Here is a 25527-nt window from a genome sequence, read left to right as displayed (position 1 = left end):
TCCATGATCACACCGATGGCCGCGGCCGCGCACCCGCCCGTGATCGACCTCAACGCCGACCTCGGCGAGGGGTTCGGTCGCTGGACGCTGACCGACGACGAGGCGTTGCTGTCCGTCGTCACGAGCGCCAACGTGGCCTGCGGTTTCCACGCCGGGGATCCGTCCATCATGCGTCGCGTGTGCGAGCTGGCCGCCGAGCGGGGGGTGCGGATCGGGGCGCAGGTCTCCTACCGGGACCTCGCGGGTTTCGGCCGGCGGGCGATGGACGTGCCGGCGGGCGAACTGGCGGACGAGGTGGCGTACCAGATCGGGGCGTTGGAGGTGTTCGCGCGGGCGGCCGGTTCCCGGGTGTCGTACGTGAAGCCGCACGGCGCCCTGTACAACCGGACCGTGCGCGACGCGGGGCAGGCGGGCGCGGTCGTCGCGGGCGTCCGGTTGGCGGCCGGGGCGGCCGGGTTGCCGGTCCTGGGCCTGCCCGGGTCGCTGCTCCTGTCCGCCGCCGAGGAGGCGGGGCTGACCGGCGTGCCGGAGGCCTTCGCGGACCGGGCGTACACGGCGGCGGGGACGCTGGTGCCGCGCGGCGAGCCGGGGGCGGTGGTGCACGACCCCGACGCGGTGGTCGCCCGCGCGGTGCGGATGGCCGCCGAGCGGGCCACGACCGCGATCGACGGGTCCCCGGTGGCCGTGCCGGCGCGCTCCCTGTGCCTGCACGGGGACACCCCGGGGGCGGCGGACCTCGCCCGGCGGGTGCGCTCGGCGTTGGGCGCGGCCGGGGTACGGGTGGAGGCCTTCGCGTGAGGGCGCTCCCGGTGGGCGGGCGGGCCCTGCTGCTGGAGGTGGACTCGGCCGGGGAGGTGGCGGCGCTGCACGCGGAGCTGCTGCGGCGGCGCGCGGAACTGGGCGGGGTGCGGGAGATCGTGCCGGCCGCGCGGACCGTCCTGTTGGACGGGGTGGCGGAGCCCGCCGCGCTGGCGGCCCGGATCGCCGCGTGGGGGGTGCCGGCGCTCGCGGAGAGCGAGGGGCCGCTGGTCACCGTCCCGGTCCGCTACGACGGGCCGGACCTGGCGGAGGTCGCACGGCTGTGGGGGGTGGGGCCCGGGGAGGTGGCGGGCATCGTGGGGTCGGTGGACTTCCGCGTCGCGTTCTGCGGGTTCGCGCCCGGCTTCGGCTACCTGACCGGGCTCCCCGAGCGGTTCCACCTGCCCCGGCGGGCCACGCCCCGTACGGCCGTCCCGGCGGGCTCGCTGGCCCTGGCGGGCGCGTACGCGGGGGTGTACCCGCGCTCCTCCCCCGGTGGCTGGCAGCTGATCGGGTCCACCGGGGCCGTGTTGTGGGACCCGGGGCGGGAGCCGGCGGCGCTGTTCGCGCCGGGGGTGCGGGTGCGCTTCGAGGAGGAGGGGTCGTGAGCGCGGTCGTGAGCGGTCTGCTGGTGGTGCGGGCCGGTGCGCTGACCACCGTCCAGGACCTGGGCCGGCCGGGGTACGCGCACCTGGGCGTCCCCCGTTCGGGCGCGCTGGACGTCGGGGCGCACGCCCTGGCCAACCGGCTGCTGGGCAATCCCCCGGACGCGGCGACGTTGGAGACCACCCTCGACGGGGTCGGGCTGCGGGCCTCGGCCCCGGTCACGGTGGCGGTCACGGGGGCGCCCTGCGCGGTACGGGTCGACGGTCGTCCGGTGGCCTGGGGGGCGCCGGTCCCGCTGCGGGCGGGGGCGGAGCTGGAGGTGGGGGCGGCGGAGTCGGGGTTGCGCGGCTACGTCGCGGTGCGCGGGGGCTTCGCCGTGGCCCCGGTGCTGGGCAGCCGGTCCACGGACCTGCTGTCGGGTCTGGGGCCGCCGGTGCTGTCGGCGGGCGCGCTGCTGCCGGTGGGCCTCCCCGGCGGGGATCCGGTGCCGGGGGTGGACGCCGCGGGGGTGCCGGGGCCGCCGGCGGAGCTGGTGCTGCCGCTCGGGCCGGGGCCGAGGGCCGACTGGTTCGAGCCGGATTCGGTGGCCCGGCTGCTGCGGGCCCCGTACCGGGTGTCGGCGAGGTCGAACCGGATCGGACTGCGCACGGAGGGCGGCCCGGCCCTGGTCCGGCGCCGGGCGGGGGAACTGCCGAGCGAGGGCATGGTCCTGGGGGCGGTCCAGGTGCCGCCGGACGGGCTGCCCGTCGTCTTCCTGGCCGATCATCCGGTCACCGGCGGCTACCCCGTCGTGGGTGTGGTTGCGCCGGGCCCCGCCCTGGACGCGGCGGCCCAGGCCCGGCCGGGGGTGACGGTCCGTTTCGTGCGGCGCCGGTGAGGCGGCTCCGGGGCGCGGGCGGCTCGCCGGGCCGCCCGCGTCATCCGGTCACACCGTCGACTCCGGTGCGATGCGGCTGCGGACCGCCGACTGCACGTCTTCCTCCTCCGCCGGGTCCGCCGCCAGGCGGCGCAGGCGGGGGGCGACGCGGGCGTCGGCCGTCTCGGCGTGGCGGGCGGCCACCTCGCGGGTGGTCTCCTCGCAGTCCCACAGGCATTCCACCGCGAAGCCGGCGCCGAACGACGGATCGGTCTGGGCCAGGGCCCGGGCGACGCGACCGCGCAGGTGGGACGAGGCGGTTTCGCGGTAGACGTGGCGCAGTACGGGCGCCGCGCAGCCGATGGCGAGGCGTCCGGCCCCGTCGACGAGGGCGAACAGGCTCCGGGTGTCGGGCCCCGAGCCGCGCACCGTGGAGCGCAGGGCGCCCAGGACCAGGCCGGCGTCCTCGGCTCCGCCGCGGGCCGCCAGGAGGGTCGCGGCGGCCGCTCCGAGGGCGTCGGGGCGGTGCACCCAGCGACGGGCCCGCTCCACGGCCCCGGGGCCGCACATGCGCTCGTAGGCGGCCACGGCGGGCTCGTCCCCGGCGGCTTCGATGAGGTCCAGGACGGCCGGGTTCTCCGGTTCGGCGAGGACCAGGTGGTGCAGGGCGGTGGCCCGGGCCGCCTCGCCGCAGGCGCCGGCGGCGGCCGCGAGGATCGCGGGGCGGTCCTCGGGCGCGGCCACGGCGGCCAGGCAGCGGGCCGCTGGGACGTGCAGCGGGGTGCCGCGTCCCAGTCCGTCGGCGGCCCAGTCGAAGACGGCTTGGACTCCCCAGCCGGGCTGCGGGCCCTTGGGGGTGAGTTGGCGTTGCCAGCGGTCGAAGGAGCCCTGTTGACGGGCGGCGCGCAGTCGTTCCCCGTGGGGGGCGGACTCTTCCCACAGGCACCAGGGCCGGGGTTCGTACGCGTCGCGGATGGCGGCGGCCAGCCGCGCCTCGCCCTCGACGGTGGCCGGGAAGCGGGCGATGACGGGTGCGGCGAGGGAGCGCAGCCCCTCGTCGTCGTCGCGCAGCGCGAGTTCGTCGAGGGCCCAGGCCCAGTTCGCGCCGGAGGCGGCGTAGCGGCGCAGCAGCATGAGCGCGTCGTCACGGCCGTACGAGGCGAGGTGGCCCAGTACGGACAGGGCGAGCCCGGTGCGGTGGTCCTCCTCGTCGAGGAGGTCGTCGGCGCTGAAGAGGTGGCTCTCGATGGCCCCGAGGGGGCCGTCGAGATCGAGGTAGAGCCGTGCGTAGTAGAGCGAGCGGTTCTCGACCTGCCAGTCCTGGCGCGGATCGCTGATCACGCACTGGTCGAGGGCCTCCAGGGCCTCCGCCCGGGGCGCCGCGAGTGCGTGCAGCGTGCCGTCGCCGCGGCCCCTCTGGAGGAGCCCGAGCAGGGTGCCGCTTGGCGCTATGACTGGTTCGAACATGGGAGGGGCCTCAAATCAAGCTGGGGACGCAACCGGGAATCGGGATTCACAGGGCCGCGTAACAGCATGTGAGGACGTCCGCCGTCATGTTCCGCTCGATGTAGACCATTGCCTTCTCACTCTCGTCGGTGCTCCGCGACCACACCGGCCGGTTCGGCAGGGAGGGTATGGACACCTCTTGTGTCCAGCCCGCTCCTGCCCGTCCGTCATGTTCGCGAATCGAATCCGACGCCATGATGACCCAGGCGGTTTGTGCACCGCGACCACATTTACGGCCGCCGTGACCAACCCGTGAGGTCCGGGACCGGTCAGACCTTGCCAGGTCACGGCTAAAACCGGACTACTTGGCTCCGAACAGTTCCAGCAGGTCGGTCTTGGCGAACATGCGCGCCGTGTCCACCGCGGAGGGGGTTCCGGCCTCGGGATCGGCTCCCCCGGCGAGCAGTGCGCGGATGACGGCCTCCTCGCCCTTGAAGACGGCGCCCGCGAGCGGGGTCTGGCCCCGGTCGTTGGCCCGGTCCGCCTCGGCGCCGCGGGCGAGCAGGGCCGTGACGGCGTCGGCGTGGCCGTGGTAGGCGGCGAGCATGACGAGGGTGTCGCCGCGGTCGTTGGTGAGGTTCGCCGGGACCCCGGCGTCGAGGTAGGCGGCCAGGGTCTCGGCGTCACCCTGACGGGCGAGGTCGAAGATCTTGGTGGCCAGCTCGATGACGTCCTCGTCGGGAACGCCCTGCGGGCCGGCGCCCTCCGGGGTGTGCTCGCTCATCGTTCGTACCGCCTTTCGCTTCGCCGTCACGACACGGGTTTCCCCAGGCCGGGCGGGCAGGGGGACGCACGGCGCTGCGTCCGTGCGGGTGAAGCGTCAGAGTAGCGCCCGATCCGGCACATGACGGGCGCGGCCCGAGGCAAGGATCACCCATGCCCCCCGGAGCCCGGCGCGCCAGCCGGGCAGGTCCAGTCAAGTGAAAATCGCCGGGATTCACCCGTATGCACCTTTTGTCGCATTGATACTTGCTGTGAGCCTGGAAGGACTGATGGTGACCGTCCCCACCCACCAGGAGAACCCCTCATGGTCCTGTCCATCTCAGGTGTCGTCCTGCTCGGCATCATCTGCTTCCTCTTCTTCAAGAAGGACGGGATGAAGCTGAGCCACGCGTTCGTCTGCGCGCTCTTCGGCTTCTTCCTCGCCGGCTCCGCCATCGCACCCAGCATCACGGCGAGCACCGCGAGCCTCGCGAGCCTTCTCGGCGGGATCAAGCTCTAGGGAACGTCGTCGAAGTGGCGCCGGCCGCCCGCCGGCGGGCGGGACTTCGGCGACACGCCCCAGGACTCCCGACCGCACCGTCCCGCCACCACCACGACTCCAGGAGACGCCCGTGGCCAGGCGCCCACTCCCCCGCATCCTCGGCAGCGGCACCCTGACGCCGGCCCGGGGCCGCGACCTCGCCCGCACGGCCGCCGACAGCGCCACGGACGTCCTCCATCCGCTCCTCGTCATCGGACGCGGCCTGCGCGTCCTGGCCCGCGCCGGGCGGCGCAAGTGGTCCGACACCCCCAAGGACAAGCGCGGTCCCGCGCTGTTCCTGGGAGCCGCCTGCGTCCTCGTGGTCGCGCTCGTCCCCTACGGCCCGCTGATCGCCCTGGTGAGCCTGATGGCGGCGGCGGGCTGGCACGGACGCGACCGCACCCCGGTCAAGACCGGCCCCAGCGACGCCGAGACGGAGCGGCTCGCCTCCCTGTACGAGGCCCTCGTGCCGTACTTCTCCATCCCGGAGGACCCCAACCCGCTCTTCGCCCACGGCGGGGAGTGGGACCGGGCCTTCAGCGGCCACGTCTTCGACGACGCGGGCCGTGTCACCCGGCTCCGCATCCGCTACCCGGCCTACTTCGCCGACGGCGATCCCGCCTCGCGGGCCCGGATCGAGGCCCTGTTGCACGCCAAGTCGGGGCGCGGGCGCGAGTACCTCTTCGACTGGGACGAGGAGGCCAACCAGCTCGACCTCAGCGTGCTGGAGGCGCTCGCGACGGGCATCGCCGCCCAGCGGTTCGTCACCTCCCCCGGGGAGACCGTGCTGGGCCTCACCGACGCGGGGGGTGTCCAGCGCACCCTGCCCGTCGTGGAGGGCGAGCAGAGCCGGGACGTCCCCCCGGTGATCTGGCGCACCGGCCCCCGCTCCACCGAACCGCACCTGCTGGCCGTCGGCCAACCCGGCAGCGGGACGTCCACCCTGCTGCGCTCCATCGCCCTCCAGGCGCTCCACCACGACGGCGACGTGCTGATCGTCGAGGGCGGCGGCAGCGGCGAGTACTCCTGCCTCTCCGGCCGCGCGGGCGTCCTGGCCGTCGAGTGCGGCCCGACGGGGGCACCGGCCACCCTGGAGTGGGCCGCGCACGAGACCGAGCGCCGGCTCGTCGCGACCCACCGGGCCCGCGAGGCGGGCCGGCCCCTGCCCGAGGACACCCGGCGCCCCCTGTGGATCCTGCTCGACCGCCCCAGCGTGCTCACCCACCTCGCGGCGGCCGAGGGGCGGCCGGACCCCCTGGCCCGGCTCCAGGTGCCGTTGCGGCACGGCCGGGCCGCGCACGTCACGGTGGTGGTCGCGGAACAGTTCGAGCACCTGGAACTGCTCGACGACGCCGTCTGGCAGCACACCCGGGCCCGTGTCGTGCTGGGCTCCGCGTCGATCCAGCAGATCACCGACGTGCTCGGGCTGCCCCCGCACACCACCCCGACCGCGACGGTGCCGCCCGGGCGCGGGTACGCGCGCCTGGGCACGGGCCCCGTGCACCGGGTGCAGGTGCCCGCGACCCCGGACCCGTACGACGACGCCGCGCATCCGGCGCACCGTCAGGCGGTGCTGGAGCTGCTGCCGGAGCGACAGGCCCGGCCGGCGCCGGTCGCGGAGCACGTCACGACGGCGACGCCGCTGCACATCGTCCAGCCCCCGGCCCAGGCGCAGGGCCCCTCGATCGACGCGCGGGAGGTCCCGGCGGCGCCGGCGGAGACTCCGCACGCCCGCGGCCCCTGGCCGGTCGGGCCGTAGCGATCGGACGGGCCCGCGCGGCCCGGCCGTCGACCGTCAGGCGACGAACGTGCGCGGGGGTTCCGCCCCGCTGCCGCCGGCGCCCGTGCCGACCAGCCGGGCCGCCGCCGCCAGACGTGCGGCGGCCTCCTCGGCCACCGGGCCGCCGACCGTGAACGGCAGCCGGACGTACCCCTCGAAGGCGCCGTCCACGCCGAACCGGGGGCCCGAGGGGACCCGTACGCCGACCCGCTCCCCCACCTCGGCCAGCCGGGACCCGGACAGTCCGCCCGCGCGGGCCCACAGGGTGAGCCCGCCCCGGGGGACCTGGAACTCCCAGTCGGGCAGTTCCCGGCGCACCGCGGCGACGAGCGCGTTGCGGTTCTCCCGGGCCTGGTCGCGGCGGATCCCGACGGCCTCCTCCCAGCCTCCGGTCCGCATCAGCCAGTTCACCGCGAGCTGTTCCAGCACGGGCGTGCCGAGGTCGGCGTACGCGCGGGCCGCGACCAGGCTGCGGATGACGTCGGGGGCGGCGCGGACCCAGCCGATCCGCATGCCGGCCCAGAAGGCCTTGCTCGCGGAACCGACGGTGACGACCGTCGAGCCGGCCGGGTCGAAGGAACACACCGGGCGGGGCATCTCCACGTCCGGGTCCAGCAGGAGTTCGGCCATGGTCTCGTCGGCGACGAGCACGGTGCCGGCCGAGCGGGCCGCCTCCACCATCGCGCGCCGCTGCTCGTCCGAGGCGAGGGCCCCGGTGGGGTTGTGGAAGTCGGCGACCACGTAGGCGAGGCGCGGGGCGGAGTCGCGCAGCACCTGCCGCCAGACGTCCATGTCCCAGCCGCTCAGCCCGGCGGCCATCGCGACGGGCACGAGGCGCACGCCGGCGGCGCGCATGAGTTGGAGGATGTTGGCGTAGGACGGGGACTCGACGGCGATGCGCTCGCCCCGCCCCGCGAAGAGGCTGCAGATGGCGTCGATGGCGCCCATGGCCCCGGTGGTCACCATGATCTGTTCGGGCATGGTGGGGATGCCGCGCTCGGTGTAGCGGTCGGCGAGCATCCGGCGCAGGGCGGGCAGGCCGGCGGGGTAGTCGCCGTGGGTGTGCGCGTAGGGCGGCAGTTCCTCCAGGGCCCCCTGGACGGCCTTGGTGAGCCAGGGTTCGGGGGCCGGCAGGGCGGCGCAGCCCAGGTCGATCATCGAGCCGAGGGACTCGGGCGGCAGGGGTTCCAGGCCCCGGGAGGGAAGGGGGTTCCCGGCGGGCACGGCGGTCCAGCTGCCCGCGCCCCGGCGGGATTCCAGGAACCCTTCGCCGCGCAGCGCCTCGTAGGCGGCGGCGACGGTGGTGCGGCTGACGGAGAGCGCGACGGCCAGCTCCCGCTCGGCGGGCAGCCGGGCGGCGACGGGGACTCGTCCTTCCAGGACGAGGAGTCGGATGCCGTCGGCGAGGGTGCGGTAGGCGGGCGGCTTGCGCGTGCCGGTCGCGGCGGAGCGTCCCTGTTGCGAGGCGATGAGGCGGGCGAGCTGTGCGGCGCCGACCGCCGAGGTCCACTGAGCCATGCTGTCCGGTCCACCTTCGTCGAATTGGCCCCGTCCGGCCCGAGGGGCGACCGGTATTGGATTGGTTCCGCGCGATCCAGGGTGTCACGGGGCGGTCCATTCGAGCCACAGGGCTCCCGGGGCGGGCCGCGGAGGGGACGGAGAGGACGGGCCGCGAGGGCGGTCACGGAAGGGCCGGCGCCGCCCCGCGCGGGCGCGTTCATCCCGCGGCCATCCGGACGCTCCCGTCCCAGCCGCGACAGGGGGCATACTGCGGCTTTGTGACGCACGCACGCCTTCGGCACCCGTATCTGGACCATCCCGCTCCGATCCCCTTCGCGCACCGGGGAGGGGCCGCGGACGGGCTGGAGAACACCGCCGCCGCCTTCCGCCGGGCGGCCGACGCGGGGTACCGCTACTTCGAGACCGATGTGCACGCCACGGTCGACGGGAAGCTGGTCGCCTTCCACGACTCCACCCTGGACCGGGTCACCGACGGGCGGGGACGGATCGCCGAACTGTCGTGGAAACGGATCCGGGAGGCCCGGGTGGCGGGCACCGAGCCGCTGGCGCTGTTCGAGGACCTCCTGGAGGAGTTCCCGGACGCCCGCTGGAACGTCGACGTCAAGGCCGAGTCCGCCCTGCACCCGTTGGTGAACCTGATCGCGCGCGCCCGGGTCTGGGACCGGGTGTGCGTGGGCTCCTTCTCGGAGAGCCGGGTGGCCCGGGCCCAGAAGATCGCCGGCCCCAGGCTGGCGACCTCGTACGGGGTCCGCGGCGTGCTGGGGCTGCGGCTGCGGTCGTTCGCCATCCCGGCGGCGCTGCGCGCGGGGGCGGTGGCGGCGCAGGTTCCGGAGACCCAGGGCGGTGTCCGGGTGGTCGACCGGCGCTTCGTGCGGACGGCGCACGAGCGGGGGCTCCAGGTGCACGTGTGGACCGTGAACGAACCGGAACGCATGGAGTCTCTTCTGGACCTGGGAGTCGATGGCATCATGACCGACCGGATCGACATCCTGCGCACGGTGCTGGACCGGCGCGGAGCCTGGGCCTGACCGCCCGTTCGGACTCCGCGGGGGCCGCGGCGGCCGGGGCGGCACGGGACAGCGAGGGGGCACCGGCATGACGGCGCGAGACACATCTCCACCGGAGGAAGCGGATCCGGGGACGGAGGACGCCGGAGCAGGCGCCGGTCGCGACCCGGAGAGGGCCGCCCGAAGACGCGAACAGCACGGCTGGTACTTCTACGACTTCGCCTGCTCGGTCTACTCGACCAGCGTGCTCACGGTGTTCCTGGGGCCCTACCTGACGGCGGTGGCCAAGGCCGCGGCGGATGCCGAGGGCTACGTGCACCCGCTCGGCATCCCGGTCCGGGCCGGTTCCTTCTTCGCGTACGCGGTCTCCGCGTCGGTGCTCGTGGCCGTCCTGATCATGCCGCTGGTGGGGGCCCTCGCCGACCGGAGCGGCCGCAAGAAACCACTGCTGGCGGTGGCCGCGTACACGGGCGCGGCGGCGACGGCCGGGATGTTCTTCCTCGACGGCGAGCGCTACCTGCTCGGCGGGTTCCTGCTGATCGTGGCGAATGCCTCGCTGGCCGTCTCGATGGTGCTGTACAACGCCTTCCTGCCGCAGATCGCGGCGCCGGACGAGCGGGACACCGTCTCCTCGCGGGGTTGGGCCTTCGGCTACACCTCGGGCGCCCTGGTCCTTGTCCTGAACCTGGTGCTCTACCAGGGCCACGACTCCTTCGGGCTGTCCGAGGGGGCGGCGGTGCGCGTCTGTCTGGCGTCCGCGGGGCTGTGGTGGGGCGCTTTCGCGATCATCCCGCTGCGCCGGCTGCGTGACCGGGCGGTGGTCCGGGAGGCGGGTGCGGCGCCACCGGTCAGCGGGTGGCGGCAGTTGGTGGCCACCTTGAAGGACATGCGGCGCTATCCGTTGACGCTGTCGTTCCTGCTGGCCTACCTGATCTACAACGACGGCGTGCAGACGGTGATCTCCCAGGCCTCGGTCTACGGGTCGGAGGAACTGGAGCTGGAGCAGTCCACGCTGATCGTGGCGGTGCTGCTGGTCCAGGTCCTGGCGGTGGCGGGAGCCCTGGGGATGGGTCGGCTGGCGCGGGTGTACGGCGCCAAGCGGACGATCCTCGGTTCGCTGGCCGCGTGGGCGGTCACGTTGGCCGCCGGGTACTTCCTGCCGGCCCGGACGCCGGTGTGGTTCTTCGCGCTGGCGGCGATGATCGGGCTGGTGCTGGGCGGGAGCCAGGCGCTGTCGCGTTCGCTGTTCTCGCACCTGGTCCCGGCGGGCAAGGAGGCCGAGTACTTCTCCGCCTACGAGATGAGCGACCGCGGGCTGAGCTGGGTCGGACCGCTGGTCTTCGGCCTGACGTACCAGGTCACGGGCAGTTATCGGGACGCGATCATCTCGTTGGTGGTGTTCTTCGCACTGGGTTTCGTGCTGCTCGCGAGGGTGCCGGTGCGGCGCGCGGTGGAGGCGGCGGGCAATCCTGTTCCCGAGAGGATCTGACAGCGGGTCCGGGAACCGAATTCGGAACGAATTTCGACGTTCAAGCGAAGGGCCGGTAGTGTACGCCTTTGGCCTGCCAGGCGGACCGTTACTGCGCGCTCAAGAAGAGTGGACGTTGGGTGACATCTGCTGCCAGATGTGACAAAACGGGCACTGGTGGGTACAACAAGGGGCGGTACGACGGGCGACGCATGACCCGGAGCGGGAATCTATACCGCCGACCGGACGTTGACCGGATGACGACGACAGCGACACCTGTCCTGTGGGCGACAAGCCCGGGAGGCACGATTCATGAGTGAGCGAGCTCTCCGCGGTACGCGGCTCGTGGTTACCAGCTACGAGACGGACCGCGGCATCGATCTGGCCCCGCGCCAGGCGGTGGAGTACGCATGCCAGAACGGACATCGATTTGAGATGCCGTTCTCGGTTGAGGCAGAAATTCCGCCGGAGTGGGAGTGCAAGGCGTGCGGCGCCATGGCACTCCTGGTGGACGGGGACGGGCCCGAAGAGAAGAAGGGCAAGCCTGCGCGAACGCACTGGGACATGCTCATGGAGCGACGCACCCGCGAGGAGCTGGAGGAAGTGCTTGCCGAGAGGCTCGCGGTCCTTCGTTCCGGCGCCATGAACATTGCCGTGCATCCGCGGGACAGCCGCAAGTCCGCCTGACAACCGGACTGAGAACAAAGCCGAGGGCCCCCGCCACATCCGTGGCGGGGGCCCTCGGCGTGCCCGGGGGTCGGCGGATCAGGGAGTCAGCGGCGGCCGGTGACCGGCGTCCGGGCCGGCCTGGCCCGCTCCGGGCCCCGGCCGGTCCTCACGGATGACCTCGCCCTGGACGACCTTGCCGTCTGGCTGGTGGATCCGGGCCTGCTGGAAGGCGTCACCGAAGGTGCCGGCGGGAGCGGCGGCCATCTTGCGCTCCAGGGAACGCGTGGCGCGGCGGCCGACGAGTGCCCGGACGGGCGGGAGCAACAGGAGCAGTCCGGCCACGTCGGAGATCAGCCCGGGCAACATCAGGAACAGGCCCGCGAGCATGATCAGGCCGTTGCCCTGACCGGGCTGCTGCGCGGCCTGCTCGGGACCCTGTCCCCGCTGGGCGCGCTGGAGGGTCTCGGTGAGGTTCTTGAAGGCGCGCCGCCCGGCGCGCTTGATGACGACGGCGCCGAGCAGCATCCCGCCCGCGATCAGCAGGGCGACGGTCAACCCGCCGGCGGCCCCGGCGACCAGGCTGAGCAGCCAGATCTCCAGGATCAGCCAGGCGGCGACCGCCAGGGGAAGGAGAGTGCGGGCGGGCGAGCGCCGTCGTGGGGCCGTCGAAATGCCGGTCGTCATGTCACCAGTGTGCCTGGGGCGGTGTAAAAGCGACCTCAGTCGGAGGTACCGGACATCCCTTAGGGGCTGCCGTGGGCATCCGGGAGGCGGGCCGGTGCGGGGGCGGGTCCGTGCGGAGGCGGGTCGGCACGGAGGCGGGTCCGTCCGCAGGCGGGCCGGTGCGGGGGCGGTCCGTCCGCAGGTCCGCCGGTCAGTACGGGGGCCTGCCGGTCAGCTTGGCGGCCCGGGCCCTGATGCCCCACTGGGTGACCCGCCACAGGGCCTCCACCACGATGTCCTTGCTCATCTTGCTGTCGCCGAACTCGCGCTCGACGAAGGTGATGGGCACCTCCACGACCCTGAAGCCCTGGCGGATGGCCCGGCGGGCCAGGTCCACCTGGAAGCAGTAGCCGGCGGAGGCCACCTCCTCCAGGCCCAGGCCCTCCAGCGTCTCGCGGCGGAAGGCGCGGTAGCCGCCGGTCACGTCGCGGATCGGAACGTCCAGGAGCAGCCGGGAGTACGTGGAACCGCCGCGGGAGAGCATCTCCCGGCTCTTGGGCCAGTTGACCACGCGCCCGCCCGGCACCCAGCGGGAGCCCAGGACCAGGTCGGCGTTGCCGAGCGCGGTGAGCAGGCGGGGCAGTTCCTCGGGGCGGTGGGAGCCGTCGGCGTCCATCTCCACGAGGACGCCGTAACCGTGCTCCAGGCCCCAGGAGAAGCCGGCCAGGTAGGCGGCGCCGAGCCCTTCCTTGCCCTTGCGGTGCAGGACGTGGACCTGCTCGTCGGCCGAGGCCAGCTCGTCGGCGAGCTTGCCGGTGCCGTCGGGGCTGTTGTCGTCGGCGACCAGGACGTGTGCTGCGGGGACGGCGGCCCGGACCCGGCCGACGATGAGGGCGATGTTCTCGGCCTCGTTGTACGTCGGAATGATCACCAGGGTGGTGCCGAGCGGCCCGTAGGTCCGCTGTCCGCCATCGCTCACTGGGTCCCCTTGCGTGTTTTCTCGTCCGGCCGGCCTCGTACGTCCCGTCACAGCAGGATGATTTTAGAACAGCGATCGGAGCCGGCGGTCCTTCGGGCCGGCCCGGCTCCCGCTGGCTGCGGGTCACCGTGGCCGTTGTCTACTGGACCGCCGGGCACCGACCTGGGGCCACCAGCCGCCGGCGAAACCTTCCCTCGCCCCCGAGGCGCGGGTGCGCTGAGCGGACGGATCCGTCCGGTACGGACGTCCTGTGGTGGACCCGGCCGAACCTATCCGGGTCGGGCCGCCCGGACCGAACCGAGGCCGGTCGGATCACCCCTGTGGGCGTACGAAAACCTCCCGGCCGCCGACGACGGTGGCCAGGCACACGGGCAGATCCCCGCCGGGGGTCAGGTCGGGCAGCCCCGGGGTGCCCGAGCGCGGGTCGGTGGACCAGCGGGCGACCCGGTCGTCGGGGGCCTGGACGACCAGTTCCTCGGTCCGCCAGACGGCGTAGTCGGCAGGCGCGCCGGGGACGAGGGTGCCCGCGTCGTCCCGGCCGAGGGCCCGCCAGCCGCCCCGGGTGTGGGCGGCGAAGGCGGCCCGTACGGAGATCCGGTGCTCGGGGGTGCGGTGGAAGGCGGCCGCCCGGACGGTGCCCCACGGGTCGAGCGGGGTGACGGGGGCGTCGGAGCCGAAGGCGAGCGGGACGCCGGCCTTCAGCAGGGCCGCGTACGGGTTGAGGGTGCGGGCGCGCTCGACGCCGAGCCGGTCGGCGTACATGCCGTCCTCGCCGCCCCAGGCCGCGTCGAAGGCGGGCTGCACGGAGGCGGTGAGGCCCAGTTCCGCGAAGGCGGCGATGGTGGCCGGGGTCATCATCTCGGCGTGCTCGACCCGGTGCCGGGCGGCCCGCACCCGGGCGAGTCCGACCTTCTCGGCGGCGGCCCGGACACCCTCGACGACGGCGCTCACGGCGGCGTCGCCGATGGCGTGGAAACCGGCCTGGAGGCCCTGTTCGGTGCAGGCGGCGACGTGTGCGGCGACGTCGCCGGCGTCCAGGTAGCCGGTGCCGGTGTGCGCGGCGTCGTTGTACGGGGCGTGCAGGCACGCGGTGTGGGAGCCGAGCGCGCCGTCCACGAAGAGGTCGCCGGCGGCGCCGACCGCGCCGAGCCGCTTGGCCAGGTCGAGGTCCCGGTCGGCCCAGTAGCCGAAGACGCGCGGGCCGAGGTGGCTGCGCGCCAGGTCGAGCAGGGCGGTGAAGTCCTCCGGGGAGGAGATCTGCGGGCCGCCGCACTCGTGCACCGAGCCGATGCCGAGGGAGGCGGCCCGGTCCAGGGCGGCCCGCTGGGCCTCGGCGCGCTGGGCCGGGCCGACGGCGCCGAGCGCGACGGCGCGTACGGCGTGGTGGGCGTCGGCGGTCAGCGGTCCGTCGCCCGCGACCATGCCCGTGCCCCCGGGGACGAGGTCGAGCAGCGCGGTGGTGACCACGGCCGAGTGGACGTCGATGCGGCTGAGGTAGAGCGGACGGCCGCCGGTGGCCCGGTCCAGTTCCTCGCGGCGCGGGGCACGGCGCTCCGGCCATCGGGCGGCGTCCCAGCCGTGCCCGAGGAGCACCCGGTCGGCGGGGCGGCGGTCGGCGTGGGCCCGTACCCGGTCCAGGGCGTCCGCGAGGGTGCGGGCGTCGGAGAGGTCCAGGCCGGTGAGGGCGAGTCCGGTGGAGGTGGTGTGCACGTGGGCATCGGTGAACGCGGGCGTCACGAGCGCCCCGTCGAGGTCGACGACCTCGTCGACGCCCTGCGCGAAGGCGTCGGCGGCGCCTTCCGAGCCGACCCAGGCGACGTGGCCGCGCTCGACGACCATCGCGGTGGCGAACGGGTCGGCGGGGCTGTGCACCTCGCCGCCGCGCAGGAGGACGGTGCGGTCGGGTACGGGGGCTCCGGCGGCGTCGGCGGAGGCGGTGCGGTCAGTCATGGGACCCAGTCTCCCGCCTCGGTCGGGCGGGCCCGACCTCGGGTCCCGCCGGGGCGGGGGGCCGGGGCCGGGCGGCGCGGGAGGCGGGTCGCAGGGCGGGTCGGGAGGTCGTCAGACGCGGGGCGGGCGGGACTCGTACGGGGTGGACAGCACCACCGTCGTCCGGGTCGAGACGTGCGCCAGGGCCCGCAGTCGGCCCAGCAGGTCCTCCAGTTCCAGGGGGGTGCCCACGCGGACCTTGAGGATGTAGTTCTCGTCTCCGGCCACGCTGTGGCAGGCCTCGATCTCGGGGACGCCCGCCAGCCGGTCGGCGATGTCGTCCGGTGCGCTGGGGTCGAACGGCTTGACCGAGATGAACGCCGTCAGGGGCAGCCCGACGGCCTCGGGGTCGACCACGGCGGCATAGCCGCGGATCACTCCGCGCTGCTCCAGGCGGCGTACTCGCTGATGGACCGCCGACGTGGACAGTCCCGTGGCCTTGCCCAGATCCGTGTAGCTCATTCGCCCGTCCCGCACGAGCAGATCAACGATCTGGCGGTCCAGCTCCTCCATTGCGCTCATAGCCGCTCAACCTATGGCCCAATGCCGCTTCAGGCACAGCGGTGTCCACGGGTTGGGTGGCACCTGCGGCGGGCATGTGACCAAGGCCACAGGGGTGCGGGGGCGTACCGCGGGCGGTTGTGGTTACTCGTGCCGTGCGACGGGAAGTGCTTGGTGTGGCCGTGGCTGAAGAACCTGCCCGCCCGGCCCATTCAAGGGGGAGTACATCCATGCTGAACGCCAAGCGCGCCGGTCGCATCGAACCGGAGCCTCCGGAACTGCTCGATTCCGACGAGGACGGCTACCTCGACGAGGCCGAGGGGTTCGAGATCCACCACGCGGTCTGCCCCGACTGCGGCCAGTCGATCGCCCTCGTCGCGGATGAGGAGTACCTGCCGCAGCACGCGCTCTGCCCGTCCCCGTGGAACCCGTTCGGGCTCACGGTGTGCGCGGGTACGGGCCGGCCGGCTTCCGACGCGCTGCCGACCGTGGGCGGGTTCCAGTACGACGCGCAGGAGCTCGACCCGATCGTGCACCTGTCGCTCCCGCAGGGCCTCGACTGGCGGACGCAGCCCTTCTCGCACGTCGGTGGTCCGGGCTCGCGTCCGGTCCGCGTGACGGCCCCGCTGCCGCCGCAGATGCGCCAGCACGCGCAGGCCGCCTGACGGACCGCCCGCCCTACCAGTACGTCCCCTGCACCATGGCGGCGAGGGCGGCGTGGTGCAGGATCAGGCCGTCCGGGTCCGCCGGGACCTCGACCTCCCCGAAGTGCGCCTGCCGGTAGGCGATGCGCAGCATCACGATCCCGTGCCGCAGGGCGGCGTAGAGGGTGTGGAAGTCCATGTCCCGCGGGGTGTGCCCGGTGAGTTCGGCGTACCGGCGCTCCACGTCGTCGCGGCGCAGGAAGTCGGGCAGGCCCGGCTGACCGAAGCCGACGGTCAGGTCCTGGAAGAAGCGGTGCAGGTAGACGGTCCAGCCCAGGTCGACCTCCCGGGGGGCGTACGCGGCCATCTCCCAGTCGAGCACGGCCACCGGCTCGAAGCCCTCGGCCTGGTAGACGACGTTGCCGATGCGCGCGTCCCCCCAGTTGAGGACGGGGGCGCCCTCGTCGGCCGGCCAGAGTTCCTCCAGCCGGTCGAAGGCCCGCTCCAGGAGCGGTGAGCGGGCCAGTCCGGCCACCACCCATGCGTAGTAGGCGCGTTGGGCGGCGACGTGCCGGCGCAGCGGACTGCCCTCACCGGGTGGGAGGAGGAAGCGCGCCTCCTCGGCGGGGAACTGGTCGTGGAGACGGGCGAGGAGGGAGACGCTCGCCTCCTGGAGCCGGGCGCGTTCGGCGTCGGTGGCGGAGTGCAGCCAGTTGCCCTCGTACGTGTAGGGCATGACGTCGGGCGGTACCCGGCCCTCGGCGCGGGCCATGACGAAGAAGGGCGCGCCGAGCGGCCCCGGGTCCTCCTCCAGCCAGCGCACGCGCGGCACGGGCAGGTCGGTGTGCGTGGCGACCAGGCTCATCACGCGGTGTTGGCGGGGCAGGTCGTAGGTGGGGAAGACGGTGTAGGCGGCCGGGTCCGCGGCAAGGCGCAGGGCGCAGGCCCGCTCGGGGGTGTCGGGGTGCTCGATGTCGAAGAGCAGGGTCTCGCTGGACATGCCGTTGGAGCCGGGGACGGAGGTGTTGGTGACCTTCGCGCCGGGGAGGGTCGTGTCGAGCCAGGCCGCGAGGCGCCGGCCGAGTTCCTCGGGCTCACGGGTGGAGGTGCGGGGACGTGGCGGCGTTGCCATGGCTGGTCCTGCCTTCCTTTCCGGTGGGGCGTCGTCCGCGGGGTCGGCTCGGGGTCAAGGGGCCACGGAGGTGTGGTCGGTGAAGCCGCTGGGGTCGTGCCGGCCGAAGCTGCCGTGCTCGAAGATGCCGTGTCCGACCCGGCCGTCGAGGGTGAAGCGGGCCGAGTGGTCGGTGACGCCGAAGGCGGCCATGGGGTGCGCGGTGGGGTCGGAGAGGTCGTAGGAGCGCCGGTCGGTCCAGGCGCGGCCCTGCCAGGTGCCGTGCTGCCAGTCGGTGGCGGGCGGGTAGCCGGCCCCGATGGCGAGGGGGGAGGAGTTGAGGATCCGGACGCCGAGTTCGAGGGGTTTGCGGCCGGCCGGGTCGGTGAGGTGGACGACGGCGCTCTCGGGGTGGCGGCTGCCGGGGCGGTAGCGGATGTCGGTGTGCGGCCAGCCCAGTTGGACGTCGTGGCGGTCGTCGCCCTCGGGGAAGACCTGGACGGCCTCGTTGAGGATGCGGTGGCCGTCGGCGTCCTCCTGGACGATGACCATGAGGAAGCGGTCCTCGAAGCGGACGGGCATCCAGAGCCAGTGGAAGCCCTCGGGGCGGTGCTCCTGCGCCGCCCGGCCGCCCTCCTCGCCGGGGATCGGCCGCACGCCCCAACTGCGGTCGCGGGTACCGGTCCACGCGCCGGGGGTGGGGGTGAGTTCCTCCCGCCTGAACCGGATGGTGCCGGTGACGTTGCCGGCCTGGACGAAGCGGCGGCCTTCCAGCATCAGGCGGTCGCCGCGGCGCTGCACGTGGTGGGGTTCCCAGACGGCGGGGAACTCGGCGGTCCAGGTGACGTCGTACGAGAGGCCCTCGGGGTCGGCGGGGTCGGCGTCACAGTGGAGGCCGATCCGCTTGAGGGGTTCGTCGACGGTGATGCGGAGCGGGCCGACGCGGAGGTTCATCCGATCGTCGCCGAGGGCGTCGGAGGCCCGGACGGCGAGGAGTTCGTCGCCGACGCGCAGGGTGGCGTAGGCGTCGATGACACCGGCGTTGGGGTAGACGCCGAGGCCGAGGATGAGGACGGCCCTGCCGGCGTGGTCGAAGACGTGGAAGATGCAGCGGTCGTAGGCGTTGCGGTCGCCGCTGACGAGGTGCTTCATCGACAACGGCGCCTGGTGGATGGGGTATTCGTCGAGGGGGACGGGCCGGTCGGCGGACATGGCGGACCTCCTGGGCGCGGCGGCGTGGCGGCGCGTGACGTGACGTGGCGCGGGTTGGCCTGGTGCGGACTCCAGCGGACATGACGGTACGTCAGAAACCGTTTTGAGCAACAGGCTTGTGGCACTACGCGACAGGAGGGCACATCCGGACACCCGGGCCCGCGGTGCGGGGGGCGGGGGGAAGGGCAACGGCCGGCCGCCGCGGTCACCCACGGGCCACCGGTCGGGAGGCAGCGGCCCAGGGCGGCCCGGCCGGTGGTCGCGCCGGGGACACGTCGAACGGATGGCCGTGGGCGGGGACCGGTTACCCGGGAGCCGATCTCGCGTTCTGCCGTGCATGACCACGCTTGAGACGTCCACGCCGAGAACGGGTCGCAGGCGCCGCCCCACGCCTCACGGGTACGAAGAATCGGTTCCGCTGCGGAACCCCGACGCACCCATCTACAGCGCGCTCCTCGCCCGCTGGGCCGCCGAGGGCCGGACGGTACCGGGGCGGCGCGATCCCGAGTGGTCACGGGTCGCCTCGTCCCCGATCTGGCCCAGCGGCCCCCTGTACGGGGGCTGAGCCGACCGGCCCGACGCACGCCAGACGGCCGACGACCGGTCCGCGGTGCACCGGGCCCGCCGGCCGGTCGGCGCCCCCGCCCGGCCGCGGACGCCTCAGCGGGTCTCGGGGCCCGCGAGGTGGCGGGCGATGACCATGCGCTGGATCTGGTTGGTGCCCTCCACGATCTGGAGCACCTTCGCCTCGCGCATGAGCCGCTCCACCGGGAAGTCCGCGGTGTACCCGTAGCCGCCGAGGACCTGCACCGCGTCCGTCGTGACGGCCATGGCGGCGTCCGTGCAGAACAGCTTGGCCATGGCGGCCTGGCGGGAGAAGGGCTTGCCGGCGTCCCGCAGGCGCGCGGCGGCGAGGTACAGCGCCCGGCCCGCCTCGATCTTGGTCGCCATGTCGGCCAGCATGAAGCGCAGCCCCTGGAAGTCCGCGATGGGGTGACCGAACTGCTTGCGGTCCAGGGCGTAGACCAGGGCCTCGTCCAGGGCCGCCTGGGCGACGCCGATCGCGCAGGCGGCGATCCCGAGCCGGCCGGCGTCCAGGGCGGCCAGGGCGATGGTGAAGCCCTGGCCCTCCTCGCCGATGCGTCGGGTGTCGGGGACCCGCACGCCGTCGAAGTGCAGCTGGGCGGTGGGCGAGCCCTTCATGCCCATCTTCTTCTCGGGGACGGCCGCCGTCAGACCGGCCGCGTCGCCGGGGACGAGGAAGGCCGTGATGCCCTTGGGGCCGTTGACACCCGTGCGCGCGAGGACGGTGTAGAAGTCCGCGACCCCGCCGTGCGTGATCCACGCCTTGGTGCCGGTGATGATCCAGTCGTCCCCGTCACGGACGGCCTTGGTGGTCAGGGAGGCGGCGTCGGAGCCGGCGGCCGGCTCCGAGAGACAGTAGGCGCCGAGCAGGCCGCCGCCGAGCATCGCGGGGAGGTGGGCGCCCTGCTGTTCCTTGGTGCCGTAGCCGGCGAGGCCGTGGCAGGCCAGGGAGTGCACGCTGACACCGAGCCCGACCGTCAGCCGGGCCGCGGCGAGCTCCTCCAGCACCTGGAGGTAGACCTCGTACGGCTGCTCGCCACCGCCGAACTCGCCGGCGTACGGGAGTCCCAGCAGGCCGGCCTCCGACAGGAGCGTGAAGACCTCCCGGGGGAAGCGTCCGTCGTCCTCCTCCTCGGCGGCCCGGGGGCGGATCTCCCGCTGCGCGATCTCTCGTACGAGCGCGAGCAGATCACGGGACTCTTCGGTGGGCAGTTGTCGGTCCACCGGCTGCGGGGCGCGGTCGGTCATGGCGGCGCTCTCCTCCCTGGTCGGGCACGGCGGCGACGCGTGAGGTGTGGGACGCGCCACCGGATCTCGGTGCTCTCACAGCCGATACTGCCCTCCCGGATCGCGGAAGGGCCTGTTCAGTGGCTGCGGCGGCTTGAGTATGCCCGATCAGGGGCTTCCCGTCACCGGTGCATGATCACCGGGGCCGGCGGGGGCCTCGTGCGCGGGTGGAGCGGGGTGGTCGGGGGCGAACTCCTCGATCACCGTCAGGGTCGCGCGCAGCTGCCGGACGAGCAGCGCCGCGACCTCGTCCCGGCCGGGCTGCCCCGCCCCGCCGAGGCCGCCGATCCACTCCAGGGTGATCCCCTCGACCCCGGAGAGCCAGCCCACGAGCGCGAGCCTCGCGAGCGGCGCCACCGTGCGGCGGCCGTACGCGGCCTCGGCGATGGTGGCGACCAGTTCCTCACGGACCGCGTCGCGGATGGCGAGGACCTCGGCGTCGGAGCCGACGCCGCCGGTGACGATCGTGCGGTACGCGGCCTGGTGGTGTTCGGCGTAGTACAGGTAGCCGTCGATGGTGCGGCGGGCGCGTTCGGAGCCGGCCAGTTCGGTCTCGGCGGCCGCGCGGGCGACGAGTTCGGCGACGGACTCCTCGACGATGGCGAGGTAGTAGCCGCGCTTGCTCTTGAAGTAGTAGTAGATCAACCCCTTGGCGACACCGGCGTGTTGGGCGATGTCGTCCATGGACAGCGCGTCGTAGGAGGTGTCGGCGAACAACTTGCGCCCGATCGCCATGAGTTCGGCCCGGCGGACCTGCGAACGGCCGGTCGCGCCGCGCTGTTGACTATTATTCAAATTCGGCCCTAGCCTCGAACTCCCACAGGATGCCCGCAGTATGGCAGACCTGTCTCATGCACTTCCCTGCGCACGGACGACGTACGGGAGGCACCTCCATGAGCACGAACAGCGGCCGCGAGGGCCGGGTCAAGTGGAAGAGGACGGCAGCGGTCGCCCTGCCCGCGGTGATCGCGGTCGGGGCGATGGGCGTCGTCATGGCGCAGGGCGCGCTCGCCGCGTCCTTCGCCGTCTCGGGGACCTCCTTCCAGGTCTCCTCATCCAAGTTGAGCAGCAAGGGTCTGGCGTCCTACGTGCAGACGGACCGTTCCGTCGACGGCAAGGGGCATCCGGTCGCGCTGCTCGGCATCGGCGAGGCCACGCTGGCCGACATCTGCCAGTCCGCCCGGGTGGACACCCCTGTGGGCACCGTGGTCTTCAAACTGAGCGCCGGCGGACCGGCCGGCCAGGTCACCGCCGAGAACCTGGTGATCGACGGCGAGGACCTCGACGGCGACGCCACCTTCGGAACGGCGCAGATCGGCCGGGACGCCTCCACCCTCGACCAGGTCGAGGGCGTCAGGGGGGAGCCGGGCAGGTTCGGTCTCCAGGCCGGGAACATCGAGGTCCTGAACGTGCGCTCGCACGCCTGGTCCGCGACCGGCGGCAACTTCCGGCTCAAGGGCATGAAGTTGAGCGTCGGCCTGGACGGCAAGCAGTGCTTCTAGGGGCGCGCCGACGCCGACCCGCGGATCCGGGCACGGGGCGGTGGGCGCCGCGGCTCCCCCTGCCCGGCCCGCGGCGACGACTGCGCGCCTGGCGGCGGACCCGGCCGTTCTGGGGCGGGCTGCTGCTGGTGTTGGGCGGGACCGAGCTGCTGCTGGTCCCGCTCTCCCCGCTGACCGTGCTGGTCAGCCTGGGCCTCGGCGGGATCGCGGCGATCGGGATCGGGGCGGCGCTGGTCGTGGCCGGGCTGTTCCTGTGGTTCCTGCCGCAGGCCCGGGCCTACGTGTCGATCCACGCCCTGCTGCTGTCGGTGCTGTCCTTCGTGACGACGAACCTGGGCGGGTTCCTGGTCGGGATGCTGCTCGGCATCGCGGGCAGTGCGCTGGCCTTCGGCTGGACCCCGCTGCCGGAGAAGGAGACGGAGGAGCCCGACTCGGCGGAGGGGGACGCCGCCGCGAAGGCGCGCGCCCGGCCCGCGCCCGGGGCCGCTCCGGGCCCGGGCGGTGGCGGGTACCGGGCGTCGGCGGTGGCGCTGCCCGTGGCCCTGCTGGTCGCGTTGACCTCGGGCGCCCCGCAGGCCGAAGCCGCCGCGCAGGGGCCGCCGAGGGCCGGCCGGACTCCCCCGACGGTGACCACGTCGCTCTTCGCGCCCCAGGGCTTCGCCCTCGCGGGGGTCACCGAGTTGGACACGGTCGACGGACCGCGCAAGGTGTTGGTGTTGAGGATGGCGGCGGCCTCGCTGTACGACTACCGGCTGCGCACCCGGGACGGCGGGGACGAATACGGATTGGCGGCCCGGTCCTTGACCCTGCGGGGCGATGTCACCCTGTACCTGACCCGGTTCAGCGGCTGTATCGAGGGGCTGCTGTGCGTCACCTTCAGCCCCGAGGGGTTGCCCGCTCCCCCGGTGATCCCGCCGTTCGTCTTCATGACGCGGGTGACCGCCGAGCAGGCGCTGGTCACCTCGGACGTGATCGTCACCGACGGGCTGCGGCTGGAGGCCTCGTGATCCGGCGGCCCCACCGCACCGAAGGGTCGACCTGGGGTCCTGGCGTCAAAGTGCGCCACGGGCCAGGCGAAACTTTGACGACGGGGCCTAGAGCCAGCCGACCTGGGTGACGAACATGGCGATGACGACCACCAGGGTCCAGCCGAGCACGTGCTCCAACCAAGCGGAGCCGTCCTTCGGGCCGCCCGTGCGGGCGAGGCTGCGGGCGCGGTCGGTCGGGGCTGCGGCATGTGTGGTCATGCCGACCAATGTGGCAGCATTCGCGGCTCTTGCGGTAGGTACGAGAGACGAGCGTCACGGGTGGCACACGTCACGCCCGCCGGGATCGGGCGGGCGTGACGGGATGGTGCCGTGCCGGGGGTGCGTCGCGGTCAGCCGGCGCGCCGGTCGCGACCGGCCATGCCCGCCATGGCCAGGGCCAGCAGCAGGGCGACGGCGCCGGCGATGACGTTGCTGAGAACGGTGCGGGTCGTGGAGACGTCTCCCGCGATGACCCACGGGGCGACGATCGTCCAGGCCGCGATGACGACGGCGGTCCACGCCATCGCGTGCGTGCGTTCGTAGGCGGACCCCAGGCCGCCCATGCACAGGCAGTACGCCAGTCCGGCGATCAGGTTGTTGACCGCCAGCGAGCCGAAGCCGCTGAATCCGACGATCCACGGCGAGGCCGCGATGTACAGGCCCGTGATCAGGGCCATCGCCTCGATCGCCTGCGCTCGTGGCGTGCTGGTGACCTGCTCGAAGCGGGTGCGCATCTCGGCGAGGTCGGGGTGTTGCTCGATGTTCGGGTGGGTGGTCATGGCGGGCCGCCTCCTGTTGAAGCTCGTGTCTGCCCTGTGCCTACACACGTCCTGTGCCCTTTATGTTCCACTTACAACCCATTCGGGTCAACGGAAACGGGCGGGGACCTCTTCGCACTTCCGACAAACGGACCGCCGACCCCCTTCAGAGCACCCCCACCGTCCGCAGCGCCCGGATCGCGGCCGCCGACGGGCGGGCCGGGACGTACAGGTAACAGACGCCGCCGGTGCCCGAGACCTCCTTGCCCGTGGCGTTGCGGCGCTTGGTGCGGAGCCAGATCGTCTCCCACTCCCTGCGCCGGTAGACGCGGCGGACGGAGGGGTTGTCCGCCGAGTTGGGGTCGTTGGCGATCACGTCCCCGGCCGCCGTGAAGCCGATGACGGTCATCAGGTGGCCGGCCGTGCCGTAGCCCGCGCCGGTCAGCTCCTCGGCGCGGAAGGACTGCGAGGTGATGGCCGGGATCCCGGCGCGGACCAGGACCTCCAGGTCGGCGAGGGACGTCAGCCGGGTGACGACCCCGGCCATGTCCCGGTACGTGGCGGCGTAGGCGGCGTTGAAGGGCCAGTTGCCACAGCCCTTGTACGCCGCGTCGTACGTGGACCGGGCGGCGTGGCAGACCTGCGGGTCCGAGTACCCCTCGCGGACCCAGCCCAGGGCCTCCGCGCCGGCCTTGCGCCCCCAGAACTCGATGATCATCTGGGAGGAGGTGGGGCTGCACCAGGCCTCGCCGCCGTTGTCGTACTCGGGGTACCGGCCGATGTGGACCTCCTGCGAGTACCTCGGGACCTTCAGTTCGTGGGCCGGGCCCGAGGGGGTGGAGGCGGGGACGGTGAACCGGTCCGGTACGTCGGAGACCATCGCCCCGGCCAGCCAGACCGTCGGGCCGCGCTCGGCGCCGGGCTTGCGGTAGAGGGTCAGGCACAGTTGCCAGTCGCGGATGCGCAGACCGGCGGCCTTGGCGGGGCCGTCCAGGGCCAGCGTGTCGGTCCAGACGGTGCTGCGCCCGTCGCTCTGACCGTCGACGGAGGTGCGCCGGATGTCGCCGTCGCCGGAGGCCCAACGGCCCATGACGTACCACGGGGTGGCGGTGCCGTCGGTGTACGTGCCGCGCAGCTCGATCCGGATCCAGGTGCCGGCCGGGGTGCGGGCGTTCCAGGAGGCGATGGCCTCGGTGGCGGGAACGGCCGAGCGGTGCACCGGGGAGGTCCAGGAGGCGTACTCCCAGGTGGCCTTTCGCGCGGTGTGCGGGTCGGTGTACTCGGTCCGGCCGGCCGGGGTCTTGATCTCCAGGCCGGGTCGGGCGCCGCCGACCGCCGCGGTCCCCCGGTGGGAGCCGGCCAGCCAGTGCGCGTGGGAGTACCAGAAGCGGTTGTCGACCGTACGGGCCCCGGCGGCCCCGGCGGGGAGCTTCGCGCCGCCCCGGGGCGCGCCGGCGGCCGAGGCCGCCCCGCCGGGAACGGTGGCCGCGGCGGCGGCCGCGAGGGCGACGGCGAGCAGGGCCCGGCGTGGTGTGGCTGCGGTCATCGGTGGTGGCCCCCTGGGTCGGTGCGGTGGCTCGGCTGGTCCACCCTTCCAGTTCCCGGCTGCCGGGCCGCGAAGCCACGGGGCCCGTGTCGGCCCTGCCACCCGGCCGGTCCCGCCGGGTCCGCGGGGCGAGCCGGATCCCGGGGACCCGAACCCCCAGCGGGTCAATACACCTAGTGACCTGGTTTTGAGGTCTTGGTTCGCCTCATGAGTCGTGTTCTGTTTCAGATCTTGGGTTCTGCCTGACGGGGCCGGGGTCGGTCCGGTG

Annotated in this window: 26 protein-coding genes; 11 read left to right on the top strand and 15 right to left on the bottom strand. The window is 73.7% G+C overall.

Features of this window, described 5'->3' with window-relative positions; all coding sequences use genetic code 11:
* Positions 1-39: 39 nt before the first annotated feature.
* The 3 genes from ACIRO3_RS35825 to ACIRO3_RS35815 are packed head-to-tail and all read left to right on the top strand — an operon-like array spanning position 40 to position 2281.
* Positions 40-798 carry a LamB/YcsF family protein gene (locus ACIRO3_RS35825; protein ID WP_404143859.1) on the top strand — a complete coding sequence of 253 codons (759 nt, stop codon included), beginning with the start codon at positions 40-42 and terminating at the stop codon, positions 796-798.
* Positions 795-1406: an allophanate hydrolase subunit 1 gene (locus ACIRO3_RS35820; RefSeq protein WP_366001225.1), complete on the top strand. Its 612-nt coding sequence runs from the start codon at positions 795-797 to the stop codon at positions 1404-1406. The genes ACIRO3_RS35825 and ACIRO3_RS35820 overlap by 4 nt, the downstream gene beginning before the upstream one ends.
* Positions 1403-2281, top strand: coding sequence for a biotin-dependent carboxyltransferase family protein (locus ACIRO3_RS35815; protein WP_404143833.1), 879 nt, complete (start codon positions 1403-1405; stop codon positions 2279-2281). Before ACIRO3_RS35820 ends, ACIRO3_RS35815 begins: the two co-directional genes overlap by 4 nt.
* Positions 2282-2329: 48 nt before the next feature.
* Here ACIRO3_RS35815 and ACIRO3_RS35810 read toward each other — a convergent pair whose 3' ends face one another.
* From ACIRO3_RS35810 to ACIRO3_RS35800, 3 genes are all read right to left on the bottom strand, one after another.
* Positions 2330-3727: a HEAT repeat domain-containing protein gene (locus ACIRO3_RS35810; protein ID WP_361779210.1), complete on the bottom strand. Its 1398-nt coding sequence runs from the start codon at positions 3725-3727 to the stop codon at positions 2330-2332.
* 46 nt (positions 3728-3773) lie between these two features.
* Positions 3774-3902, bottom strand: coding sequence for a hypothetical protein (locus ACIRO3_RS35805; RefSeq protein ID WP_404143831.1), 129 nt, complete (start codon positions 3900-3902; stop codon positions 3774-3776).
* Between the two features lie 165 nt (positions 3903-4067).
* Positions 4068-4490, bottom strand: coding sequence for an ankyrin repeat domain-containing protein (locus tag ACIRO3_RS35800; protein WP_361779207.1), 423 nt, complete (start codon positions 4488-4490; stop codon positions 4068-4070).
* A gap of 303 nt (positions 4491-4793) precedes the next feature.
* On the opposite strand from ACIRO3_RS35800, the gene ACIRO3_RS35795 reads away from it, so the two are divergent.
* Entirely contained in the window at positions 4794-4988 is a 195-nt protein-coding gene (locus ACIRO3_RS35795) for a hypothetical protein (RefSeq protein WP_008743136.1), read from the top strand.
* A gap of 112 nt (positions 4989-5100) precedes the next feature.
* A complete protein-coding gene (locus ACIRO3_RS35790; protein ID WP_404143829.1) occupies positions 5101-6768 on the top strand; it encodes a hypothetical protein in 1668 nt (555 codons plus the stop codon).
* 36 nt (positions 6769-6804) lie between these two features.
* Here ACIRO3_RS35790 and ACIRO3_RS35785 read toward each other — a convergent pair whose 3' ends face one another.
* On the bottom strand, positions 6805-8307 hold the full coding sequence (locus ACIRO3_RS35785) for a PLP-dependent aminotransferase family protein (RefSeq protein WP_404143828.1): 1503 nt from the start codon (positions 8305-8307) through the stop codon (positions 6805-6807).
* Between the two features lie 260 nt (positions 8308-8567).
* On the opposite strand from ACIRO3_RS35785, the gene ACIRO3_RS35780 reads away from it, so the two are divergent.
* From ACIRO3_RS35780 to ACIRO3_RS35770, 3 genes are all read left to right on the top strand, one after another.
* Positions 8568-9338 (top strand): glycerophosphodiester phosphodiesterase family protein, encoded by a 771-nt coding sequence (locus tag ACIRO3_RS35780; RefSeq protein WP_361779196.1) that lies wholly within the window; start codon positions 8568-8570, stop codon positions 9336-9338.
* Positions 9339-9405: 67 nt separating this feature from the next.
* Positions 9406-10806: an MFS transporter gene (locus tag ACIRO3_RS35775; RefSeq protein WP_404143826.1), complete on the top strand. Its 1401-nt coding sequence runs from the start codon at positions 9406-9408 to the stop codon at positions 10804-10806.
* 291 nt (positions 10807-11097) lie between these two features.
* The gene (locus ACIRO3_RS35770) at positions 11098-11472 is read left to right on the top strand and encodes an RNA polymerase-binding protein RbpA (protein ID WP_007262928.1); all 375 of its coding nucleotides are present in this window, start codon (positions 11098-11100) and stop codon (positions 11470-11472) included.
* A 78-nt stretch (positions 11473-11550) separates the two neighbouring features.
* On the opposite strand, the gene fxsA is transcribed toward ACIRO3_RS35770, so the two are convergent.
* From fxsA to ACIRO3_RS35750, 4 genes are all read right to left on the bottom strand, one after another.
* Positions 11551-12138, bottom strand: coding sequence for an FxsA family membrane protein (gene fxsA, locus ACIRO3_RS35765; protein WP_404143824.1), 588 nt, complete (start codon positions 12136-12138; stop codon positions 11551-11553).
* Between the two features lie 190 nt (positions 12139-12328).
* Entirely contained in the window at positions 12329-13096 is a 768-nt protein-coding gene (locus ACIRO3_RS35760) for a polyprenol monophosphomannose synthase (RefSeq protein WP_404143823.1), read from the bottom strand.
* A 312-nt stretch (positions 13097-13408) separates the two neighbouring features.
* On the bottom strand, positions 13409-15046 hold the full coding sequence (locus ACIRO3_RS35755) for an amidohydrolase (protein ID WP_404143821.1): 1638 nt from the start codon (positions 15044-15046) through the stop codon (positions 13409-13411).
* 111 nt (positions 15047-15157) lie between these two features.
* A complete protein-coding gene (locus ACIRO3_RS35750; protein ID WP_053681811.1) occupies positions 15158-15598 on the bottom strand; it encodes an Lrp/AsnC family transcriptional regulator in 441 nt (146 codons plus the stop codon).
* Between the two features lie 218 nt (positions 15599-15816).
* On the opposite strand from ACIRO3_RS35750, the gene ACIRO3_RS35745 reads away from it, so the two are divergent.
* Positions 15817-16251, top strand: a complete 435-nt coding sequence (locus ACIRO3_RS35745) for a hypothetical protein (protein ID WP_366000339.1) — start codon at positions 15817-15819, stop codon at positions 16249-16251.
* A 13-nt stretch (positions 16252-16264) separates the two neighbouring features.
* Here ACIRO3_RS35745 and ACIRO3_RS35740 read toward each other — a convergent pair whose 3' ends face one another.
* From ACIRO3_RS35740 to ACIRO3_RS35725, 4 genes are all read right to left on the bottom strand, one after another.
* Positions 16265-17362: a phosphotransferase family protein gene (locus tag ACIRO3_RS35740; RefSeq protein ID WP_404143819.1), complete on the bottom strand. Its 1098-nt coding sequence runs from the start codon at positions 17360-17362 to the stop codon at positions 16265-16267.
* A gap of 54 nt (positions 17363-17416) precedes the next feature.
* Positions 17417-18553 (bottom strand): hypothetical protein, encoded by a 1137-nt coding sequence (locus ACIRO3_RS35735; RefSeq protein ID WP_404143818.1) that lies wholly within the window; start codon positions 18551-18553, stop codon positions 17417-17419.
* 660 nt (positions 18554-19213) lie between these two features.
* Positions 19214-20386 carry an acyl-CoA dehydrogenase family protein gene (locus ACIRO3_RS35730; RefSeq protein WP_267799440.1) on the bottom strand — a complete coding sequence of 391 codons (1173 nt, stop codon included), beginning with the start codon at positions 20384-20386 and terminating at the stop codon, positions 19214-19216.
* Between the two features lie 147 nt (positions 20387-20533).
* Complete coding sequence (locus tag ACIRO3_RS35725; RefSeq protein ID WP_361779172.1) at positions 20534-21220, bottom strand: TetR/AcrR family transcriptional regulator; 687 nt, start codon at positions 21218-21220, stop codon at positions 20534-20536.
* A gap of 98 nt (positions 21221-21318) precedes the next feature.
* On the opposite strand from ACIRO3_RS35725, the gene ACIRO3_RS35720 reads away from it, so the two are divergent.
* Together ACIRO3_RS35720 and ACIRO3_RS35715 are read left to right on the top strand one after the other, a co-directional pair.
* Complete coding sequence (locus tag ACIRO3_RS35720; RefSeq protein WP_404143817.1) at positions 21319-21927, top strand: DUF6230 family protein; 609 nt, start codon at positions 21319-21321, stop codon at positions 21925-21927.
* Positions 21918-22934, top strand: coding sequence for a DUF6114 domain-containing protein (locus tag ACIRO3_RS35715; RefSeq protein ID WP_404143815.1), 1017 nt, complete (start codon positions 21918-21920; stop codon positions 22932-22934). The genes ACIRO3_RS35720 and ACIRO3_RS35715 overlap by 10 nt, the downstream gene beginning before the upstream one ends.
* A gap of 87 nt (positions 22935-23021) precedes the next feature.
* On the opposite strand, the gene ACIRO3_RS35710 is transcribed toward ACIRO3_RS35715, so the two are convergent.
* From ACIRO3_RS35710 to ACIRO3_RS35700, 3 genes are all read right to left on the bottom strand, one after another.
* Positions 23022-23174 (bottom strand): SCO1431 family membrane protein, encoded by a 153-nt coding sequence (locus tag ACIRO3_RS35710; protein ID WP_361779163.1) that lies wholly within the window; start codon positions 23172-23174, stop codon positions 23022-23024.
* A 131-nt stretch (positions 23175-23305) separates the two neighbouring features.
* Positions 23306-23734, bottom strand: coding sequence for an SPW repeat protein (locus ACIRO3_RS35705; RefSeq protein ID WP_361779160.1), 429 nt, complete (start codon positions 23732-23734; stop codon positions 23306-23308).
* A gap of 145 nt (positions 23735-23879) precedes the next feature.
* Positions 23880-25259 (bottom strand): peptidase C39 family protein, encoded by a 1380-nt coding sequence (locus tag ACIRO3_RS35700; RefSeq protein ID WP_404143813.1) that lies wholly within the window; start codon positions 25257-25259, stop codon positions 23880-23882.
* Positions 25260-25527 lie beyond the last annotated feature (268 nt).

The sequence above is a fragment of the Streptomyces sp. NPDC102278 genome (assembly GCF_044766345.1).
In the GTDB taxonomy this organism is placed as follows: Bacteria; Actinomycetota; Actinomycetes; order Streptomycetales; family Streptomycetaceae; genus Streptomyces.
The sequence above is the reverse complement of the archived record's forward strand: the minus strand, read 5'-3'. Positions and strand labels throughout refer to the sequence as shown.